The sequence below is a fragment of the Nocardioides cavernae genome, from assembly GCF_013410035.1.
Classification (GTDB): domain Bacteria; phylum Actinomycetota; class Actinomycetes; order Propionibacteriales; family Nocardioidaceae; genus Nocardioides; species Nocardioides cavernae_A.
In genome coordinates this window covers 1,183,802-1,202,795 of sequence record NZ_JACCBW010000002.1, presented here as the reverse complement: position 1 = coordinate 1,202,795, position 18,994 = coordinate 1,183,802, and the positions used below count along the sequence as shown (strand labels likewise).

19 protein-coding genes are annotated in these 18,994 nt (G+C 73.7%); 5 read left to right on the top strand and 14 right to left on the bottom strand.

Features of this window, described 5'->3' with window-relative positions:
• Nucleotides 1-94: 94 nt before the first annotated feature.
• Nucleotides 95-619 carry a hypothetical protein gene (locus F4692_RS13285; protein ID WP_179620089.1) on the bottom strand — a complete coding sequence of 175 codons (525 nt, stop codon included), beginning with the start codon at nt 617-619 and terminating at the stop codon, nt 95-97.
• Between the two features lie 71 nt (nt 620-690).
• Nucleotides 691-1,557, bottom strand: coding sequence for a DUF2262 domain-containing protein (locus tag F4692_RS13280; RefSeq protein ID WP_179620088.1), 867 nt, complete (start codon nt 1,555-1,557; stop codon nt 691-693).
• A 117-nt stretch (nt 1,558-1,674) separates the two neighbouring features.
• Between F4692_RS13280 and F4692_RS13275 the strand changes: the two genes are divergently transcribed.
• On the top strand, nt 1,675-2,040 hold the full coding sequence (locus F4692_RS13275; RefSeq protein WP_179620087.1) for a hypothetical protein: 366 nt from the start codon (nt 1,675-1,677) through the stop codon (nt 2,038-2,040).
• A gap of 18 nt (nt 2,041-2,058) precedes the next feature.
• Here the strand turns inward: F4692_RS13275 and F4692_RS13270 are convergent, their stop codons facing one another.
• From F4692_RS13270 to F4692_RS13245, 6 genes are read right to left on the bottom strand one after another with little or no spacing between them, the layout of a single operon-like run.
• Nucleotides 2,059-3,453, bottom strand: a complete 1,395-nt coding sequence (locus F4692_RS13270; RefSeq protein WP_179620086.1) for an amidase — start codon at nt 3,451-3,453, stop codon at nt 2,059-2,061.
• Complete coding sequence (locus F4692_RS13265) at nt 3,450-4,085, bottom strand: SRPBCC family protein (RefSeq protein ID WP_179620085.1); 636 nt, start codon at nt 4,083-4,085, stop codon at nt 3,450-3,452. The genes F4692_RS13270 and F4692_RS13265 overlap by 4 nt, the downstream gene beginning before the upstream one ends.
• Nucleotides 4,082-6,496: an aerobic carbon-monoxide dehydrogenase large subunit gene (gene cutA / locus F4692_RS13260; protein ID WP_179620084.1), complete on the bottom strand. Its 2,415-nt coding sequence runs from the start codon at nt 6,494-6,496 to the stop codon at nt 4,082-4,084. Before cutA ends, F4692_RS13265 begins: the two co-directional genes overlap by 4 nt.
• Nucleotides 6,493-7,014, bottom strand: a complete 522-nt coding sequence (locus F4692_RS13255; RefSeq protein ID WP_179620083.1) for a (2Fe-2S)-binding protein — start codon at nt 7,012-7,014, stop codon at nt 6,493-6,495. Before F4692_RS13255 ends, cutA begins: the two co-directional genes overlap by 4 nt.
• A complete protein-coding gene (locus F4692_RS13250) occupies nt 7,011-7,853 on the bottom strand; it encodes an FAD binding domain-containing protein (protein ID WP_179620082.1) in 843 nt (280 codons plus the stop codon). Before F4692_RS13250 ends, F4692_RS13255 begins: the two co-directional genes overlap by 4 nt.
• A 4-nt stretch (nt 7,854-7,857) precedes the next feature.
• Entirely contained in the window at nt 7,858-9,288 is a 1,431-nt protein-coding gene (locus F4692_RS13245) for a uracil-xanthine permease family protein (RefSeq protein ID WP_179620081.1), read from the bottom strand.
• Between the two features lie 155 nt (nt 9,289-9,443).
• On the opposite strand from F4692_RS13245, the gene F4692_RS13240 reads away from it, so the two are divergent.
• The gene (locus F4692_RS13240; protein WP_179620080.1) at nt 9,444-9,989 is read left to right on the top strand and encodes a GNAT family N-acetyltransferase; all 546 of its coding nucleotides are present in this window, start codon (nt 9,444-9,446) and stop codon (nt 9,987-9,989) included.
• A gap of 154 nt (nt 9,990-10,143) precedes the next feature.
• Here F4692_RS13240 and F4692_RS13235 read toward each other — a convergent pair whose 3' ends face one another.
• Complete coding sequence (locus tag F4692_RS13235; protein ID WP_179620079.1) at nt 10,144-11,403, bottom strand: PucR family transcriptional regulator; 1,260 nt, start codon at nt 11,401-11,403, stop codon at nt 10,144-10,146.
• 78 nt (nt 11,404-11,481) lie between these two features.
• Between F4692_RS13235 and F4692_RS13230 the strand changes: the two genes are divergently transcribed.
• The 3 genes from F4692_RS13230 to F4692_RS13220 are packed head-to-tail and all read left to right on the top strand — an operon-like array spanning nt 11,482 to nt 15,112.
• Nucleotides 11,482-12,210 (top strand): oxamate carbamoyltransferase subunit AllH family protein, encoded by a 729-nt coding sequence (locus F4692_RS13230; RefSeq protein WP_179620078.1) that lies wholly within the window; start codon nt 11,482-11,484, stop codon nt 12,208-12,210.
• On the top strand, nt 12,207-13,715 hold the full coding sequence (locus F4692_RS13225) for an FdrA family protein (protein ID WP_179620077.1): 1,509 nt from the start codon (nt 12,207-12,209) through the stop codon (nt 13,713-13,715). Before F4692_RS13230 ends, F4692_RS13225 begins: the two co-directional genes overlap by 4 nt.
• Nucleotides 13,712-15,112: a YlbE family protein gene (locus F4692_RS13220; RefSeq protein ID WP_179620076.1), complete on the top strand. Its 1,401-nt coding sequence runs from the start codon at nt 13,712-13,714 to the stop codon at nt 15,110-15,112. Before F4692_RS13225 ends, F4692_RS13220 begins: the two co-directional genes overlap by 4 nt.
• A 131-nt stretch (nt 15,113-15,243) precedes the next feature.
• On the opposite strand, the gene F4692_RS13215 is transcribed toward F4692_RS13220, so the two are convergent.
• The 5 genes from F4692_RS13215 to F4692_RS13195 are packed head-to-tail and all read right to left on the bottom strand — an operon-like array spanning nt 15,244 to nt 18,973.
• On the bottom strand, nt 15,244-15,918 hold the full coding sequence (locus F4692_RS13215) for a lysophospholipid acyltransferase family protein (protein ID WP_179620075.1): 675 nt from the start codon (nt 15,916-15,918) through the stop codon (nt 15,244-15,246).
• Between the two features lie 4 nt (nt 15,919-15,922).
• Nucleotides 15,923-16,255, bottom strand: coding sequence for an MGMT family protein (locus F4692_RS13210; RefSeq protein ID WP_179620074.1), 333 nt, complete (start codon nt 16,253-16,255; stop codon nt 15,923-15,925).
• The gene (locus F4692_RS13205; protein ID WP_179620073.1) at nt 16,252-16,758 is read right to left on the bottom strand and encodes a hypothetical protein; all 507 of its coding nucleotides are present in this window, start codon (nt 16,756-16,758) and stop codon (nt 16,252-16,254) included. The genes F4692_RS13210 and F4692_RS13205 overlap by 4 nt, the downstream gene beginning before the upstream one ends.
• Nucleotides 16,758-18,032 carry a DUF58 domain-containing protein gene (locus tag F4692_RS13200; RefSeq protein ID WP_179620072.1) on the bottom strand — a complete coding sequence of 425 codons (1,275 nt, stop codon included), beginning with the start codon at nt 18,030-18,032 and terminating at the stop codon, nt 16,758-16,760. Before F4692_RS13200 ends, F4692_RS13205 begins: the two co-directional genes overlap by 1 nt.
• Nucleotides 18,029-18,973: an AAA family ATPase gene (locus F4692_RS13195; RefSeq protein WP_374757302.1), complete on the bottom strand. Its 945-nt coding sequence runs from the start codon at nt 18,971-18,973 to the stop codon at nt 18,029-18,031. The genes F4692_RS13200 and F4692_RS13195 overlap by 4 nt, the downstream gene beginning before the upstream one ends.
• Between the last annotated feature and the right edge of the window lie 21 nt (nt 18,974-18,994).

Sequence of the window (18,994 nt, the reverse complement as noted above, 5' to 3'; positions counted from 1 at the left end):
GATTCAACTGGTCGACACGAGCAGCGACCACGGCAGAGATTGCCGACGAGACGCTCATTCATCGGCAAACCCTGCCCGCGAGCAGCGTTCGACGTCAGGGTGCCGTCGGAGGTGGCGCGACCCGCACCGTGAGCTCCGCGGTGGCTGCCGGCGTCGCGGTGACGCCGCCCATCGCGCCGGCGAGCGCGGCCAGGGCGAGGATCCCGGCGAGCGGCGGCCCTCCTGTCGGCCGCGAGCGCTGCCAGGCGAACCACGGCGAGTGCGCGTACCGCCACAGCAGGACCGCCTGCGCCGCCGAGAAGGCGGTGGTGACCACCCCGTCGGGCGTCGGCTCGGCGATCAGTCCGACCGTGCCGAGCACCAGGCCGAGTCCGACGAGCACGACCACGATCCAGAAGCGCACCGCCCGGGCGCGTACCACCCCGTGCGCGAACCACGTGACGACGAGCACGCTCAGCACGACGGATCCCGCGAGGGAGACCGGGTCGTCCTTCACGCCGCGCAGGAGCACGTGCAGCACGCCCTCCGCGACGAAGGACGCACCGAACGCCCAGATCGCGCCGGGCAGCACCGCGTGCCCGGGAGCGGTCGACGGCGGGTACGACGGTTCCGTGGTCACGGCCGCATCGTGGCACCGTGTCGGCCACACCCGAAGCACCCGCGCCGCACCCGGGTGCCGGGCCCGGCTGCTCAGCCGGCGATGTAGGCGTCGGTCGTCGACCCGTCGGTCTCGACCTCCACGAGGATGACGTGTCCCCAGAAGAGGTCGCCGTCCGCGTAGTAGGCGGTCGCGGACCCGTCCGACGCGATGCTGAGCTCCCTGAGCTCGATGCGCCGCACGAACGACTCGGGCGTCACCGGCCCGTCGGGCGCGTCGTCCCCGTCGCGCTGCCAGTCGTTCGCGAGGTCGACGAGGGTGCTCGCTGCGTACGCCCGCCAGCGCGCGTCGGTGCCCGCTGCGTCGACGGCGTACGACGTCAGCCGGGCCAGGGCGGCCGCGCAGGTCTCCTCACCCTCGCTCACGCTCTCGTCGACGTCGAGGAGCACCTGGACCGGTGTGCCGGCCCAGTCGACCTCACCGGAGTAGTGGCCGTACGCGCGCTCGAGCCCGAGCTCGCCGAGGTCGGTACGGACGACGACCGGCGTCAGCCAGCGGGCCAGGCGCTCGTCGAGCTCGGGGACGTGGACGTCGCGCGCGACCACCTCGTCGAGCGCGAAGTGCCCGGTCAGGTCGGGAACGGGCTGTCCGTACCTCACGTACTCGGTGGGGTCCGGGGCGGCGCGGCGGACGCGGACGACGTACTGGGTGTGGGCGCGGAGGTCGTGGATCCAGCCGACGCGCTGGTCGTCCGTGGCGAGCCAGCTGAGCCGGCCCTGTGCCACCTGCAGCTCACCGCGTTCGTCCACATGGGCGATCACGTCGGCCGAGGGCGTCCACAGCAGGTCGCCACCCGCCTTGCCGGCACCGCCGACGGTGGTGCCGGTGAGGACGGTGATCTCGACGACCTCGGCCGCGTGCCGCCGGTCGAACGCCTCACGTTCCTGCTTCTCCCCCATGCCGCGGAGACTAGCGAGCGCGCCCGTCCCACCGATCCGGGATCCTTCCGGCGAGACCAGGACCGGGAGCTGCGGGGATCGCTGGGCACCACGGTCGGACCTCTTACAGTGGCGCGCGTGACCATCTCCAGGACCGTCCGGAACGTGCCCGCCAGCCTGGTCGGGCCGGGCGGCCTGTCGGTGCACTTCGTCACGGGCCGGCGGACCTCGCGCGTCGTCACGATCTCCACCATCGACGGCAGGCTGCGGGGCTCGATCTGCAGCGACACCACGGACGACTTCCGCGGCCCTCGGGCGTGCCGCAGGGCGCCTGTGGCGCAGGTCGGCGAGACGAGCTACCGCGCGGCGGTGGGCCTCGCCCGGATCGAGGAGGACGCGACCGTGCTCCGGTGGACTGCGCGGTCCATGGACCTCAGCGGTGGCGATCCGGTCTCCGACCACGTGACGGCGAGCAACCGCAAGCCCTTGCGCTGGCAGCTCTGACAGCCCCCGTCAGCCTCGTCAGCGCGCAAGCAGCTCCTCCACCGCGGCGGCCACCTCGAGCAGCTGACGGTCCGCGCCGTGCCGCGCGACCAGCTGGACCCCGGCGGGCAGGCCGTCGGCGGTCCGGCCCGCCGGGACCGAGATCGCGGGACAGCCGGTGACGGTGATGAAGTACGCCGAGCGCATCCAGGCCAGGTAGTCGGGCATCTCCTGGCCGTTGATGGTCTCGGGGAACTCCTGCTCGACCGGGAAGGGCGGCACCTGCGAGGTCGGCAGGAGCAGGACGTCGTGGTCGGCGAAGAACAACCGCATCGTCTCCGACAGCGAGGTCCGCTGCGTGTAGGCCCGCGCCACGTCGGCACCGGTGAGGGACTCGCCCGCACGGATGTTGGCCTCGAGCGAGGGCTTGAACGACGTCGGGTGCTCGGCGAGCAGCCTGCCCAGCTTGGCCTGGAAGTGCCACGCGCGGAGCGTGCGGAAGGTGTCGTCGGCCAGCGAGAGGTCGGGCGCCGCCTCCGCCACCGCCGCACCCGCGTCGGACAGGCGCGCAACCGTGGTGCGTACGACGTCCGCCACCTCGTGGTCGACCACGAGGGCGCCCCCGAGGTCGACCGAGCAGGCGATCCGGAGGCCGGCCAGGGGTGCGGGCGCGAGCGGGCCGGCGAAGGTCGACCCCGGGTCGCCGAGCGCGTGGGGCGCGCGGGGGTCGGGCCCCGCGAGCACGGACAGGAGCAGCGCCAGGTCGCCGACGTTGCGGGCCATGGGGCCCCCGACCGAGGTCGTCTCCCACTGGTTGTACAGCGGCCACTCCGGCACCCGGCCCAGCGAGGGACGCATGCCGACCACGCCGCAGAAGGACGCGGGGTTGCGCAGCGAGCCACCCATGTCGGAGCCGTCGGCCAGCGGCACCATCCCGGAGGCCAGCGCGCACGCCGCTCCCCCGCTCGACCCGCCGGCCGAGCGGGACGGGTCGACCGGGTTGCGGGTGACCCCGAAGACCTTGTTGAACGTGTGGGAGCCGGCGGCGAACTCCGGCACGTTGGTCTTGCCGACGAACACGACGCCTGAGGCCCGCAGCCGTTCGACGAGCAGCTCGTCGTGGTCGGCGACGTGGTCGGCGAAGACCGGCGAGCCGAAGGTGTGCGGCCAGCCCTTCAAGGCGTGGGTGTCCTTGACCGCGAACGGCAGACCGTGCAGCGGACCGGTGTCCTCGCCGGAGGCCTGGGCCTGGTCGGCGACCGCTGCCCACGCACGGGCCCGCTCGGGGTCGAGCGAGACGATCGCGTTGAGCTCGGGGTTGCGCTCCTCGATCCGGTCGAGGTGCAGCTCGAGCAGCTCGGTCGCCGAGATCTCGCCGGAACGGACAGCCGCAGCCTGCGCGCGAGCGGTGGAGTCGACCGTCAGGTCGCTCACCGGCGGCGACCGAGCAGCACGCCGAGCGCGACGAGGCCGGCGCCCACGGCGATGCCGACGAGGAAGTCCTGGCCCGGCCCGGTCGCGGCCTGCCTGGCGGGCGCGGTGAAGACCTGGCCCGGGCTCGCCGGGGCGCCGGGCTCGGAGGTGGACGCGGGCGCCGGTGCGCCGGCGGGAGCCGGCGCGGCCGCCCCGCCGCCCGCGATCGCGGCGTCGACGTTGCCGAAGAACTCGCCGGCCATCCGGCGCGAGACGCTGGTCAGCATGCGCTGGCCGACGCCGCCGATCATCCCGCCGACGACCGCGTCGGCGTCGTAGGAGACCCGCGTCGAGTCGCCCTCGGGCGTGAAGCGCACGTGGACCGTCGCACCGATGGTGCCGGGGGCGCCGGCGCCGTCGAGCTTCATCACCAGCGACTCGTGCTCGACCAGGTCGGTCAGCACGCAGGAGCCGGCGTACGTCCCCTTGATCGAGGCGACTCCCGCGGTGACGGTCATGGCGTACGCGTTCTCGCCGGTCGCCTCGAGCCGCTCGCACCCGGGGATGGTGCGGACCAGGACGGCCGGGTCCAGCAGGGCGTCCCAGGCCTTCTCGACGGGGGCGGCCAGGACGTTGTCTCCGGTGAACTTCATCGGGTCTCCTCAGACAGGGCTTCGGCGGGGAGGTCGGCGTGCTCGAGGCGCAGGGCGAAGAGCTCCGACGGCGAGATGGGCATCGCGGTGATCGGGAAGCCCTCGGCGTCCTCGATCGCGGCGGCGAAGACGGCGGCCGACGGGATCACGCCCGCCTCGCCGGCGCCCTTGATGCCGAGCGGGTTGAGCGGCGACGGCGTCTCGAGGTGGTCGATGTCGATGGTCGTCGGCACCTCGGTGACGTAGGGCATCAGGAAGTCCATGAACGACGCGTTGAGCAGCTGGCCCGACTCGTCGTAGGCCATCCGCTCGTAGAGCGCGCCGCCGACGCCCTGCGCGACACCGCCGTGGATCTGGCCCTCGACGATCATCGGGTTGATGAGGTGGCCGCAGTCGTGGACGACGGCGTACTTGAGGATCGTGATCTCGGCGGTGTCGGGGTCGGTCTCGACGATCACGGCGTGCATGCCGTTGGCGAAGGTCGAGCGGGGCGGGGAGTAGAAGTCCTTGCCCTCGAGCCCCGGCTCGTCGCCCTCGGCGACCGGCGGCTTGCCGGGGTCGCCGACGCGGAACTGGGTGGCCGCCTTGGACGCCTCGTCGAAGGCGTAGCGCAGCGGGTTGGAGAGCACCGCGACCGTGCCGAGGTCGATCGAGGCGTCGGTGCCCTTGACCGACACCACCCCGTCCGCGATCTCCAGGTCGTCCTCGGCCGCCTCGAGGGCCTCGGCCGCGATGCGCAGCGCCTTCTCCTTCGCCCGCAGCGCGGCGAGGTGGACGGCCGAGCCGCTCATGACCGCGGCGCGGGAGGCGAACGTACCGACGGAGTAGGGCATCTTCCGGGTGTCGCCGGTGACCACCTCGACGTCCTCGAACCGCACCCCGAGGGTGTCGGCGACGATCTGCGCGAACGCCGTCTGGTGGCCCTGGCCCTGGGTGGTGAGGCCGATCGAGGCCTTGACCTTGCCGGACGTCTCGATGTGCACGTGGGCGCCCTCGTAGGGACCGACGCCGGTGCCCTCGACGTAGCAGGCCAGGCCGATGCCGACCCGGCGCCCCTGGGCGGCCATCTCGGCGCGGAAGTCCTCGAACTCGTCCCAGCCGACCAGCTCCTTGAGCTTGGCGAGCGAGGCGGGGTAGTCGCCCGAGTCGTAGGTCAGCTCGCGGCCGTCCTGGAAGACCAGTCCGTGCTCGTAGGGGAACTCGTCGGGCTGGATGAAGTTGGCGGAGCGGACCTCGGTGCGGTCCTTGCCGAGGTAGGCCGCGATCGCGTCCATCGTGCGCTCCATGACGAAGCAGCCCTGCGGACGACCGGCGCCGCGGTAGGGCGTGACGATGACGGTGTTGGTGTAGACCGACTCGAACGTGACCCGGTAGCTCTGCGGCTTGTAGGGGCCGAGCAGCTGGGTCGAGGTGATGATCGGGACGATCAGGCCGTAGGGCGTGTAGGCCCCGTGGTCGTGCCAGAACTCCACGTCGAGGCCGAGCACCCGGCCGTCGTCGTCGAAGCCGACCTCCACGTGGTGCTCCTGGGCGCGCTCGTGCGCCGAGGAGATGAAGTGCTCGCGCCGGTCCTCGGTGAACTTCACCGGCCGGCCGAGCGTCATCGACGCCAGCGGGACCAGCAGCTCCTCGGGCCACGGGTGGACGACCTTGACGCCGAACCCACCACCGACGTCGGGGGTGATCACGTCGACCTTGGCGAGGTCGAGGCCGAGCTTGGCGGCCACGCATCCGCGGACGCCGGTGCTCGTCTGCGTCGAGCTCCACACCGTGAGCCGCGAGGTGTCGGGGTCCCACCGTGCGACGGTGCCCCGGCCCTCCATCGGCGTGCAGGCCGAACGCTCGATGTCGAGGTCGAGGCTGAGGGTGTGCGGCGCCGCCGCGATGGCGGCACGGGCGTCGCCGTTCTCCTGCGTCATCCGGGCGCCGACGTTGTCGGGCACGTCGGGGTGCACCGCGGTCCTGGCCGCGCGGGCGGCCGGGATCCCGACGACGGGCTCGAGGTACTCGTAGTCGACGCGGATCCGCGAGACGGCGTCCTCGGCGACGTAGCGGTCGACGGCGACCACGAACGCGATCGCCTCGCCGACGTAGTTCACCTCGCCCTTGGCGAGGGCGTACTGCGTGCGGCCGTGGGTGAGCGTCGGGTGCGGGATGAGCAGCGGCAGCGGCTCGGCCATCGGGCCGGTGAGGTCGTCCCACGTCCAGACGGCGACGACACCCTCGACGTCGAGCACGTCGGAGACGTCGATGTCGAGGATGCGGGCGTGCGCGTGCGGCGAGCGCAGCACGGCGGAGTGCAGCAGCCGTGGGTCGTCGGTGAGGAGGTCGTCGACGTAGCGGCCCTGGCCACGCAGGAACCGCTGGTCCTCCACGCGCGGGACCTTGGCGCCGAACATCTTGGTGGTCACTGGACCTGCTCCCCGCTCTCGCGCTCGATCTCTCGCTCGATCTCGGCGGCGCGCAGCACCGACTTCACGATGTTCTGGTAGCCCGTGCAGCGGCAGAGGTTGCCGGCGATCATCTCCCGCGCCTCGTCCTCGGACGGCTCGGGGTTCTCGCGCAGGCCGGCGGTGATGGTGGTGAGGAAGCCGGGCGTGCAGAAGCCGCACTGCAGGCCGTGGCAGTCGGAGAACGCCTGCTGCACCGGCGACAGGGTCCCGTCGTCCTCGGTCAGCCCCTCGACCGTGGTGATCTCGGACTCGACGGCCGAGACCGCGAACATCAGGCACGAGCGCACCGGCCTGCCGTCCACCAGGACGGTGCAGGCGCCGCACACGCCGTGCTCGCAGCCGACGTGCGTGCCGGTGAGCCCGCAGTCGTGGCGCAGCGCGTCGGACAGCAGGCGGCGGGCGGGCACGCGTACCTCGTGGACCGAGCCGTTGACCTGCAGGCGGACGTCGTGGAGCTCCTCGGGCTGCGTGATCATGCACCTGTCCTCTCGCGGGCGTGGTGGATCGCGTCGGCCAGCACCCGCGGGGTGAGCACCTTGACCAGGTGCGCGCGGTAGGCGGCGGTCGCGTGAATGTCGTCGGCCGGCTCGAGCTCGGCGAGCGCCGCTCCGGCGGGGTCGTCGAGCGCGTCGGAGACGTCGACGACCGTCGGGACGTCGCTGACCGACACGAAGCCGATCCGCGCGCGGGTGACCTCTCCCCCCTCGGTGTCGACGAGGGCGGCGACGCCGACGAGGGCGTAGTCGCCGTGGCGGCGGGCGACCTCGGAGAAGGCGACGCCGCCGCCGGGCGCGAGCGCCGGGAAGAACGCCTCGACGGCCACCTCGTCGTGGGCCAGCGTCGACTCGAGCGGGCCGGCGAAGAGGTCGGCGGCGGGGACCGTGCGGCGCCCGCGCACCGACGCGACGTCGACCGTGCCGTCGAGCAGGCGGAGCACCATCGGCATCTCGGCCGCGGCGTCGGCGTGGACGATCGAGCCGACGGTGGTGCCCCGGTTGCGGATCGTCGGGTGCGCGACGTGGCTCAGGGCCATCCCGATGAGCGGCTGGGAGGCGGACGCCTCGGCCGAGGCGAGCACGTCGGCGTGGCGGGCGAGGGCCCCGATCCGGACCCCGGCGGCGTCAGCGGCGATGCCGTCGAGGTCGGGGAGCCCGTTGATGTCGACGAGGGTCGACGGTGCGGCCAGGCGCATCGAGAGCAGCGGGACGAGCGACTGGCCGCCGGCCAGCACCTTCGCCCCCTGCGTGTCCGCGAGCGCCGCGAGTGCTTCCTCGAGGGTGGACGGTCGCAGGTAGGCGAAGGGTGCTGGCTTCATGGGGCTACTTCGTCTCGTCTGTCGTCCGGTGGGCGCCCTCGTCGCCGACGGCGAGCACCGCACCGCCGTCGTGGTCGGTGCCGGCGGCACGAGCGACCGTACGCGCCAGGTGGTAGCCCACGACGATGATCAGCGTGCCCATGGCGATGCCGCCGAGCGGGAAGTCTGAGGTCACGTTGAAGAACGCGTTGTCGGCGAGGCCGATGCCCATCGTCAGGCCGGCCGCCACCGGGACCAGGTTGACGGGGTTGGCGAAGTTGACCTGGTTCTCGACCCAGATCTTCGCGCCGAGCAGGCCGATCATGCCGTAGAGCACGAGCGTGATGCCGCCCAGCACGCCACTGGGCGTGGTCGCGACGAGCGCGCCGAACTTGGGCACGAAGCCGAACAGGATCGCCACGATCGCCGCCACGAAGTAGGCCGCGGTGGAGTAGACCCGCGTCGCCGCCATGACGCCGATGTTCTCCGCGTAGGTGGTGGTCGGCGAGCCGCCGACGAACGACGCGATGGTGGTGCCGACACCGTCGGCCGCGACCGCCTTGCCCATCACGGGGTCGAGGTCCTGGCCGGTCATGCCGGACACCGCCTTGACGTGGCCCATGTTCTCTGCGACCAGCGCGATCACGGCGGGCAGGGCGAGCAGGGTGAAGGTGAGGGAGAGGTTGGGCAGGTGCCAGCCCACCTCGGCGAGGTTGTTGGCCCCGCCGAACGGGCTCTGGTTGCCGACGAGGCCCTCGGCGGTGTGCGGCGGGAAGCCGAACCAGTCGGCGGCCTTGACGTTGGTCCAGTCGACGCGGTCGCCCTCGACACCACCGACGCCGATGGCGTCGAAGAGGAGCGAGAGGACGAAGCCGAAGACGAGGCCGAGGAAGATCGCGATCCGGCCCAGGAAGCCCTTCAGGCCGACGGCCATCAGGATCACGGCGAACATCGTGATGAGGGCGACCCAGCGGTCGGCCGGCATGTAGATGCCGGTCGCCACGCGGGCGAGGTTGAAGCCGATGAGGAGCACCACACCGCCGGTGACGACGGGCGGCAGCAGGCTGTTGACGAAGCCGGGACCGGCGAAGTGGATCGCCACACCGACGAGGGCGAGGACGATGCCGGACACCATGATCGCGCCGGTGACGTCGGCCGGGCCGCCGCCCTGCGCGTAGATCGCGGCCGCGCCGCCGACGAACGAGGCGCTGGTGCCGAGGTAGCTGGGGACCTTGCCCTTGACGATCAGGAGGAAGCAGATCGTCGCGATGCCGCTCATCATGATCGCGAGGTTGGCGTTCAACCCCATGACGATCGGGAAGACGAAGGTGGCGCCGAACATGGCCACGACGTGCTGCGCGCCGAGGCCCACGGTCTTGCCCCAGGCCAGCCGCTGCTGCGGCGCGACGGCCTCACCCGGTCCGGGATCGACCACTTCCCACTTGAACATCGACATGACCAGGCCTCCAGATTCGCAAGGGGGGTGAGTACCCGAGATGCCTCAAACTAGTGCGGCCCATCTCACACCCTCACTGGCGACACTTGCCGAAGGAACGCCGGGTTCGATGACAAGTTCTTGGGCGCGTTCGCGCCGTCACTAGCCTTGGGTGCATGGGTCTGCCTCTCATCGTCGACGGCTGGCCGCCCCCTCCCCTCCGCACCGAGCGCCTGGTCCTGCGGCCGCCGACGGCTGCGGATCGGGAGTCCTTCCTCGACCTCGCGGCCGACCCCGACGTCAACCGCCACCTCGGCGGGGCGCGCGACCGGGACGAGATGGCGCGGACCATGCCGCAGGTCCCGGCCGACCAGCCCGGACAGCTGGTCGCCGACCTCGACGGGCGGTTCGTGGGCTGGGTCGGCCTCAGCCGGCGCGAGCCCGGTCGGCCGGGTCGGTCACCGGTGGACGGCCCGGCCCTCGAGCTCAGCTACCTGCTCCCCGTCAGCGCGTGGGGGCACGGGTACGCCCGCGAGTCCTGCGCCGCGCTGCTGGCATGGTCCGACGAGCACCTCGGCGAGCCGGCGGTCCTGTGCACCCAGGTCGCCAACGCGCGCTCGGTCGCCCTCGCCGGGCGGCTGGGGTTCGCCGAGGTCGAGCGCTTCGAGGAGTTCGGGGCCGAGCAGTGGTTCGGGGTGCGCCCCGTCGGGATAGTCCAGTGACGAACGGTTGTCCTGCGGCCCGTCGCACAGCCATTCGCCACTGGACTACCGCAGTCGGGCAACCATCCGTCACTGGACTACCCGGCAGGAGGCCACGGTGACCCGGAGGGCCCGGGGGTGAACCGCGCCCGGCCGTACGCCAGCCCGGCACCCGTCAGCCCACGATCTCCAGCGCCCGCAGCGCCACGGCCACGTCGAGGCGAAGGTGCGGGTCGGTGGCGACCGGGCCGAGGATCCGCTGCAGCTTGCCGACGCGGTAGCGCATCGTGTTGTAGTGGAAGAACTGCGCGCGGGCGGCCTCCGCGACGTTGAAGTTGGTGTCGAGCAGCACCTGCAGCGTCTCGCGCAGGTCGGCGGCCTCGGGCGTCCGCTCCGCGAGCGGGCCGAGCACGTCGGCGGCGAACGCCGTCAGCTCGGACCCGTCGGGCACGAGCGCGAGCAGGCGGTGCAGGCCGAGCTGGTCGAACCTCGTCACCGATCCCCCGCCGTGGACCCGACGTCCGATCTCGACCGCGCGCTGCGCCTGGCGGAACGCCTCGGGCAGCTCCACGAGACCTTGCGCGACCCGGCTCACCCCGGCGGAGAACGCGATCCGGCCGCCGCCACGGTCGCCGCGCACGCCGTCGATGATGCGGTCGACCGCCAGGTGGGCGTCGGTCGGCGGCGCCGCGGGATCGACGGGGACGAGCGTGACCACCTCCCGGCTGAACGCCACGGAGGCGATCGAGCCGTCGGCGGCCGCGGACACCTGTCGCCACGCGTGGGCGAACCGGTCCTGCCAGGCGCGACGGTCCTCCGGGTCGGGCTCGAGCGCGGCCATCGCCTCGGGGTCGAGCACCGCCACGACCACCAGCACCGGACGGTCGAGCTGCCAGCCGAAGGCCTGCGCGTGCTCCGAGACGTAGTCCTGCTCCCCGGCGCGGCCGAGGAACACGTCACGCAGGAAGTCGCCGCGGTACTTGTTCTCCACGGCCGTGATCGCCTCGACGCGGGTCACGAGCAGCGCGGCGACGATCGCCGCGCGCTCCAGCGCGTGCACGTCGGAGGAGTGGATCCTGCCGTCCGGGCGGACCGCGATAATGCGGGCCAGGTCGACACCGGCCGCGACGACGCGGCGCACCAGTGCCTCCCCGTCGCCGACCCTGGTGCCGTCCGGGTCGATCCGCTCCACGCGCAGGCGACCGGTCGGGTCGAGCAGCTCGGCCGCGCCGAGCGCGGCGCGCTGCGCCTCGTCGAGGTGCGCCGCGCGCTCCCGTCCGTCGGTCGAGGTGAAGACGACGCCGCACCCGAGCGCGGCGCCCACCGACTCGGCGATCGCGTCGAGGTCGCCGCCCTCCAGCACGATGTGCGAGAGCGCCGTGTGCAGCGCGTCCGCACGCTCGAGCGCGGCGACCGCGTCCGGGTCGCTTATCAAGTCTTGGCCCACTTCCGCCCCCTGCTTGTCAGGAACTCACATCGGATGAGTGTCGCACGGGCCGCTAGCGTCGGGAAGGTGATCCCCCGCCCCATCCCGGTGGCTGCACCGACGCGTGTCGCGTCCCGGCTGGCCGCGGCCCCCGACGGACCCCGCGAGGTGGTCCACGCGAGCAGCACCGCGATCTACGTCGACCTCGACGGCTGGGCGCTGGGGCTCCTGTCGTCGGGCGCGACCCGCGTGCCGTGCGGCCTGGCCTCGACGCTTCCCGACCTCGGCGTGCTCGAGCCGGTCGTGGGCGTGCGCGACGGCGCCCTGGTCGTCAGCGACCGCACCGTCCGGGTCGCCCGGCTCGCCGACCCGCGGGTCACCCGCGTCGGGCGTCACCCCGGAGCGCGGTCCGCACGTGAGATCTCCGCGACGTCCGGCCTCGACCTGCCCGTCGACGGACGGCTGACCGTCGCCGACCTCGACCGCCTGGTGGGGCGCGGCCCGGGCCTCACCCCGCTCGGCGACGACGTGCTCGCGGGCTGGTTCGCCGCCCGTGCCGCCCTCGACCGGCCCGACGACGTGCTGGCGGCAGCCGTACGCCGTCGGCTGGGCCTGACCACCCTGCTCTCCGCCACGCTCCTCGACTGCGCCCTGCGCGGCGAGGCACTGCCCCAGCTGGCGGACTGGCTGGCTGATCCGACCGACACCACCGCCGCCGCGCTCCTCGCTGTCGGCGCCACCTCGGGGGCCGGCCTGATGGCCGGCGCCCGCCTCGCACTCACCTCGCTCCACGACGCCTCTGGGAGGGCCGCATGACAACACCCCTGACCACGGACCACGTCGAGCTGCGCAGCGGCGCGTACGCCGACTCGGTGACCCTGCTGCAGGTCAGTCGATCGGTGCAGGCCACGCCCGGGGTGGTGACCGCGCAGGTCGCCATGGCGACCGGGCTCAACCTCGAGGTGCTCGAGGGGATGGGCTTCACCGTCCCGGCCTCCTCGCCGAACGACATGGTGGTCGCGCTGCGGCTCGAGGAAGGGGCCGACGCCGCCCAGGCGCTCGCCGCCGTCGACGCCGCACTCGCTCCGACCCGCCCCACCTCGGGCGACACCACCGTCGCGCCGCCGCGCACGACCACGGCAGCGCTGCGCCGTACGGGTGCCGGCGCCGTCGCCCTCGTCTCGGTCCCCGGGGCCAGCGCGACCGTGGAGGCGATGGACGCGCTCGAGGCCGGCCACGACGTGATGGCCTTCAGCGACAACGTCCCGGTCGCCGAGGAGGTCGCGCTCAAGACGTACGCCGCCTCCCGCGGCGCCCTGGTCATGGGACCCGACTGCGGCACGGCGGTCATCGACGGCGTCGGGCTCGGGTTCGCCAACACGGTCCGCCCCGGCCGGATCGGCCTCGTCGCCGCGTCCGGCACCGGCTGCCAGCAGCTCCTGGCGCTGCTGCACCACGCGGGCGCCAGCCTCGACGGCGTGGGCGTACGCCACGCGCTGGGCGTCGGCGGCCGCGACCTGTCGGCTGCCGTCGGCGGGCTCGCCACCCGCGAGGCGCTGCGCCGGCTCGACGCCGACCCGGACGTCGACCTCGTCGTGGTGGTCTCCAAGCCGCCCGCCCCCGACGTCGCCGACGCCCTGGCCCGGGAGAGCGACGCCCTCGGCACCCCCGTCGAGCTCGGCCTGCTCGGGCGCGGCCAGCGCGACCTCACCGCCGTCGCCGAGGCCGTCCTGGCCCGGCTCGGCCACGAGGCTCCCGCCTGGCCGGTCCACGGCGCGGACAACACCGGCCCGGCGACCGGACCGCTGCTGCGCGGCCTGTTCGTCGGCGGGACGCTCTGCGACGAGTCGATGCTGATGGCGACCGACGTGCTCGGCCCGGTGCGCAGCAACATCCCCCTCTCCGAGGAGCTCGCCCTCGGCGACGAGCTGCTCGTCGACGACCACACGTTCGTCGACTTCGGCGACGACGCGCTCACGCAGGGCCGCGCCCACCCGATGATCGACCCGACGCTGCGCAACGAGCAGCTCGCCCGGGCGGCCGCCGACCCGGCCACCGGGGTCATCCTGCTCGACCTGGTCCTGGGCCACGGGGCCGAGCCCGACCCCGCCGCGCTGCTCGCGCCGGAGATCGTCGCGGCCCGCCGCGAGCGTCCGGTGCCGGTGGTCGTCAGCCTCGTCGGCACCGACCTCGACCCCCAGGGACTCGAGGCCCAGCGCGACGCGCTCGTCGCCGCCGGCGCCGAGGTGCACCTGTCCAACGCGTCGGCGACCCGCCGCGCGCTGGAGCTCATCAGCCGATCCGAAGGAGCCGCCCGATGACCGACACCACGATCGTGAGCGTCGGCGCCGACATGTTCGCCGACGCCGTCGCCGCACAGGCCGTCGACGTCGAGCGCGTGGACTGGCGCCCGCCGATGCCCGGCACGGAGACCGACCTCGCCGCGGTCGCGACCGACCCGCGGCGACCGGAGGCCAACCGCAGGGCCGTCGAGGCGATGCTCGGCGTCACCGCCCACCTCGTCGACGTCGCCCCCGCCAGCGAGGTGCTCGGCCTCGAGAAGGGCCAGTTCCTGCACGCCGGCCCGCCCATCGAGTGGGCGCGGACCTCCGGTCCCCTCCGCGGAGCCCTGATGGGCGGTGCCGCGCTCGAGGGACTGGTCGACGACCCCGAGGACGCGGCCGCGCTCTTCGAGTCCGGCAGCAACGTCAGCCTCGAGCCGTGCCACCACCGCAGCGCCGTCGGGCCGATGGCCGGCGTGGTCACGCCGTCCATGTGGATGTGGGTCCTCGAGGACCGCGCCACCGGCCGCCGGACGTACTGCTCCCTCAACGAGGGTCTCGGCAAGGTGCTGCGCTACGGCGCCTACAACGACGAGGTCCTCACCCGGCTGCGCTGGATGGGCGACGTGCTCGGGCCGCTCCTCCAGGCCGCCGTGCGCGGCACCGAGGAGGCGACCGACGTCACCGGCATCCTCACCCAGATGCTGCAGATGGGCGACGAGGCGCACAACCGCAACCGCGCCGGCACGCTCATGCTGCTGCGCGACCTCTCCCCCGCGATGGTGAGCGCCGGCTCGGACGCCGGTTTCGACGGCAAGGACGTCGCCGACGTGCTGCGCTTCGTCGGCGGCAACGACCACTTCTTCCTCAACCTCGCCATGCCGGCCTGCAAGCTCGCGCTCGACGCCGGCCGCGACGTGCCCGGCTCGACGATGGTCGTGGCGATGGCGCGCAACGGCACCGACTTCGGCATCCAGGTGTCCGGCACGGGCGACGAGTGGTTCACCGGCCCGGCGCAGGTCGCCGAGGGCCTGTTCCTCGGGGACTACGGCCCCGACGACGCCAACCCCGACATCGGCGACTCGGCCATCACCGAGACCGCCGGCATCGGTGGCTTCGCGATGGCCACCGCCCCGGCGATCGTCCGCCTCGTCGGCGGCTCGGTGCCCGACGCGCTCGCGACCACCCGCCGCATGCACGAGATCACCCTCGCCGAGAACCCGCGCTGGTCGGTGCCGGTGCTGGAGTTCCAGGGCACGCCGACGGGCATCGACGTCTCGAAGGTCTGCCGCACCGGGATCCTCCCGCAGATCAACACCGGCATGGCCGGCGCGGTCGCGGGCGTGGGCCAGGTCGGCGCGGGCCTCGTCACGCCGCCCGCGGAGATCTTCCCGAAGGCGCTCGCCGCGCTGGCCGCCCGGGTGCCGACCGCCTGAGCGGTGCGTGAGGCACGTTCCGACTGCCGAGAAGGTGTTTCACTCACCGCCACCCGGGCCTCACGCACCCCCGGCGGTGCGTGAGGCACGTTCCGACCGCCGAGAAGGTGTCTCACTCACCGCCCGGCGGCTCAGGCGTCGGCCGGGCGCTCGTTGTAGGCGCCGGCGAGCTCCTGGCCGGTGAGGCCGGCGATCGCGGCCATGATGCGGTCGGTGAGGTCGCGACGCGCACGGCCGGTGGGTACGCCGTCGTACTCCCCCGCGACCCGGATCGGCTCGCCGAAGCGGACGGTGACGTCGACGCGACCCACGCGCGGGCGGTTGGTGCCGACGGGCTGGATGTCCTCGGTGCCGGTGAGACCGACGGGCAGGACGGGGGCGCCCGAGGTGAGCGCGAGGTGGGCGACGCCGGTGCGTCCGCGGTAGAGCCGGCCGTCCCGCGAGCGCGTGCCCTCGGGGTAGATGCCGAACGCCTCGCCACGGCCGAGGACCTCCAGCGCGGTGTCGAGGCTGGCGATCGCGGCGCGGGTGTCGTCCCGGTCGACCGGCAGCATGCCGAGGCCCTCGAACCAGGCCCGGGTGAACGTCCCCTTGACGCCGCTGCCGGTGAAGTAGTCGGACTTGGCGAGGAAGACGACCTTGCGCGGCACGACCACCGGGATCACGACGCTGTCGAAGAACGACAGGTGGTTGCTTGCCACGATGACCGGCCCACTGGTCGGGACGTGCTCGATCCCCTCCACGCGCGGGCGCCACACGGCACGGACGAGCGGGGGGATGACGCCGTGCGCGACCGTGTAGAGCATGGCGTCATTGTGCCCCGAGACGCGGCGCCCAGAACGCCCGCGCCAGATCCACGGACCCGTTCGGCCGCAACGGGGTGCCCTCCTCGAGGTACGCCTGCCGGGCCTCCTCGTCGTGCGACGGCGGGAGCGAGCCGTCCGCCCGGACCACCCGCCACCACGGCACGGCAGCGCCGTGCGTCGCCATGACGTTGCCGACCAGCCGCGGGCCGCCCCGACCGAGGCGCTCGCCCACCACGTCGGCGATCGCGCCGTAGGTCGTCACCCGGCCGCGTGGCACCGACTCGGCGCACTGGAGGGTCAGCTCGGCGTAGAGCTCGCGCTCCTCCGCGGTCGTCATGCCTGGTCCGTCCGGGTCACCCTCGCCGTGGCGAGCAGCAGCACGACCACGACGGCGCCGGTCGCGAGCCACAGCCACGACGGAGCGAGCTCCGGGTCGAGCCCCCGGACCGCCAGCCACGCCACCGGCACCGGCACGAGCGCGAGCAGGGCGCGGGAGAACCAGAGCCGTGCGAGCCTGCGGTCGACCGCCATCGTCGGCGGACCGTACGACGCGAGCGTGGCGCAGACGTGCGCGACGAGCAGCAGCACGGCCACCACCAGCACCCGCCAGTCGACGACGCCGCGCGAGGCCCACCACCCCGCGACGAGCACCAGCGAGACGACGCCGGCGGCGTGGTCGGGCGTACGCGCCCAGACCGCGGAGCTGACCACGACGCCGGCGACGACCGCCCAGTGCGGGACCTCGGGCAGCGCCAGCGCGAGGGCGGCGCACGGCAGGAGGAGCAGCATCGCCCGGAGGGTCGCGACGGGTCCGGTCGTGCCGGGGGCCAGGACGCGCATCAGGCACGCACCCGGGGCACCTGGGCGCGGCGGGCCAGCTGGTGCAGCACCGTGTCGAGCGTGCCGGGACCTCGCCAGGGCACCACCGGCGTGCCGGCGGCGGCCAGGTGGCGCAGCCGGTCGTCACGCTCGATCCGCTGCATGCGGGCGGCGAGCGACGGGAGCTCGAGGCGGCCCCGGTCACCGGTCATCGCCTCGCCGAGGGTGTCGATCACGACCACCGACGCCCCGCTGCGCTGGAGGCTGGCGGTCGCGGTGACGAGCGGGGTGAAGAGCATCGGGGACAGCACGTGGACCACGCTCCCCGCGCCGGCACCCAGGTCGAGTCGCTCGGGCGCCACGCTGCGCGCGTCCGTACGGATGCGGGCCAGGGTGCCCTGGAGGCGATGCAGGTGACGGGGCCCCGAGCCGAGCCGGACCCGGGAGCCGTCCGCGGCCACGACGAGCAGCCCGACGCGGTCGCCGACCCGGACGTGGTGCTCGGCCAGGGCGGCGGCCGCGCGCACCGTGAGGTCGAGGGAGCTCGCCGCCCCGTCGATCCCGCCGGACGCGCCGATGTCGCGCAGCCCGTCGACGACGAGCCACACCCCGGCGTCCTGCTCGGCGCGGGTGGTGATGACGTGCAGCTCCCCGGTGCGCAGGGAGACCGGCCAGTTGATCCGCTTGAGCCGGTCGCCGGTCGCGAACGCCCGGATGCCCTCGAAGTCCGTGCCCGACCCGAGCCGACGGGAGCGGTGCCGCCCGACGAGCCCGTCGGGCTGCGGCACCTCGGCGCGGCTGTCGTACGGCGCGGTCTGGGGCAGCACGGTCAGGCCGTGCTCGGGCAGGTCGAACGGTCCCCACTGCCAGCCCGCCCAGGCGCTCGTCAGGGCCACCCGCTCGGCGCCGATGGCCCGACGGCCCCAGCGCCGCGGGCTGAACCCGATCGTCGGCAGGCCGTCACCGATCAGGGCGCCGGTCGCGCCGTACGCCGGGTCGGTGACGACGTGCGCGGTGGCGGCCGCGGTGCGGGTGACGTGCTCGACGCCGGTGAGGTCGTCGACGTCGAGCCGTGAGGTGGTGCCCTGGCCCTCGTGGAGCCGGTGGTGGTCGATGCGGGCGGTGACCCGCACGGACTGCCGGGGCCGACCGGCGAGTCCCATCACCGCGAGGACGACGAACGGTGCGGCCACCACGACGAGCACCTCCTGGCCCAGCACGACGCCGGCGCAGACGCCGCCGAGCGCGAGCAGGCAGGCCCGGACGAGCGCCGGGGTGGGCCGCCAGGTGGTCACCGGTGCTCCAGCGTCCGTGGGGTCTCGACCGACGAGAGCACCGCGTCGACGACCCGCGCGCCCGACGCCTGGGTCATCCAGAGCTCGGGCTTGACCGTGATCCGGTGCGCGAGCACCGCGCGCGCGACGACCTTCACGTCCTCCGGCACGACGTAGTCACGACCCCGGATCGCCGCCCACGCCCGGGCCGTGAGCACGAGCCCGAGGCTGCCGCGGGGCGAGGCGCCGGTGAGGACGTCGGCGTGGGACCGGGTCGCCGCGACGAGCTCCACGCAGTAGCGGGCGACGGACTCGTCAACCACCACGCGCTCGACGGCGGCCTGGACCGCGGCCAGCCCGGCCGCGTCGGTGACCCGGGTGAGGTCCACCTCCTCGCGCCGGCGGTCCAGGCGGCGGCGCAGGACGTCGTACTCCTCGCCCGCCGTCGGGTAGCCGAAGCCGACCCGCAGGAGGAAGCGGTCGAGCTGAGCCTCCGGGAGCGGGTAGGTGCCCTCGTACTCCACGGGGTTGGCGGTCGCGAGGACGTGGAACGGGGACGGCAGCCGGTGGGTCTGCCCCTCGACGGTGACCTGGCCCTCCTGCATCGCCTCCAGCAGCGCCGCCTGGGTCTTCGGCGGCGTCCGGTTGATCTCGTCGGCGAGCAGCAGCCCCGCGAAGACCGGCCCCGGACGGAAGTCGAACTCCGCGCGGCGCTGGTCGTAGACGTAGGAGCCCGTGAGGTCCGCAGGCAGCAGGTCGGGGGTGAACTGCGCGCGGGAGAAGTCGAGGCCGAGCGCGCCGGCGAACGACCGGGCGGCGAGGGTCTTGCCCAGCCCCGGGAAGTCCTCCAGGAGCACGTGGCCCTTGGCCAGGATCCCGGCGAGGACGAGGGACAGCGCGTCACGCTTGCCGACGACGGCGCGCCCGACCTCGTCGAGCACCTGCTCGGCGAAGCGCGCCACCTCGGCGGCGTTCGCGGCGGG

Excerpts from the sequence above, each read along its gene's own strand:
- F4692_RS13280 (WP_179620088.1), bottom strand. The coding sequence starts at position 1,557 with ATGGGGGAGAAGCAGGAACGTGAGGCGTTCGACCGGCGGCACGCGGCC.
- F4692_RS13265 (WP_179620085.1), bottom strand. The coding sequence starts at position 4,085 with ATGAAGTTCACCGGAGACAACGTCCTGGCCGCCCCCGTCGAGAAGGCC.
- F4692_RS13255 (WP_179620083.1), bottom strand. The coding sequence starts at position 7,014 with ATGATCACGCAGCCCGAGGAGCTCCACGACGTCCGCCTGCAGGTCAAC.
- F4692_RS13250 (WP_179620082.1), bottom strand. The coding sequence starts at position 7,853 with ATGAAGCCAGCACCCTTCGCCTACCTGCGACCGTCCACCCTCGAGGAA.
- F4692_RS13245 (WP_179620081.1), bottom strand. The coding sequence starts at position 9,288 with ATGTCGATGTTCAAGTGGGAAGTGGTCGATCCCGGACCGGGTGAGGCC.
- F4692_RS13240 (WP_179620080.1), top strand. The coding sequence starts at position 9,444 with ATGGGTCTGCCTCTCATCGTCGACGGCTGGCCGCCCCCTCCCCTCCGC.
- F4692_RS13225 (WP_179620077.1), top strand. The coding sequence starts at position 12,207 with ATGACAACACCCCTGACCACGGACCACGTCGAGCTGCGCAGCGGCGCG.
- F4692_RS13220 (WP_179620076.1), top strand. The coding sequence starts at position 13,712 with ATGACCGACACCACGATCGTGAGCGTCGGCGCCGACATGTTCGCCGAC.
- F4692_RS13215 (WP_179620075.1), bottom strand. The coding sequence starts at position 15,918 with ATGCTCTACACGGTCGCGCACGGCGTCATCCCCCCGCTCGTCCGTGCC.
- F4692_RS13210 (WP_179620074.1), bottom strand. The coding sequence starts at position 16,255 with ATGACGACCGCGGAGGAGCGCGAGCTCTACGCCGAGCTGACCCTCCAG.
- F4692_RS13205 (WP_179620073.1), bottom strand. The coding sequence starts at position 16,758 with ATGCGCGTCCTGGCCCCCGGCACGACCGGACCCGTCGCGACCCTCCGG.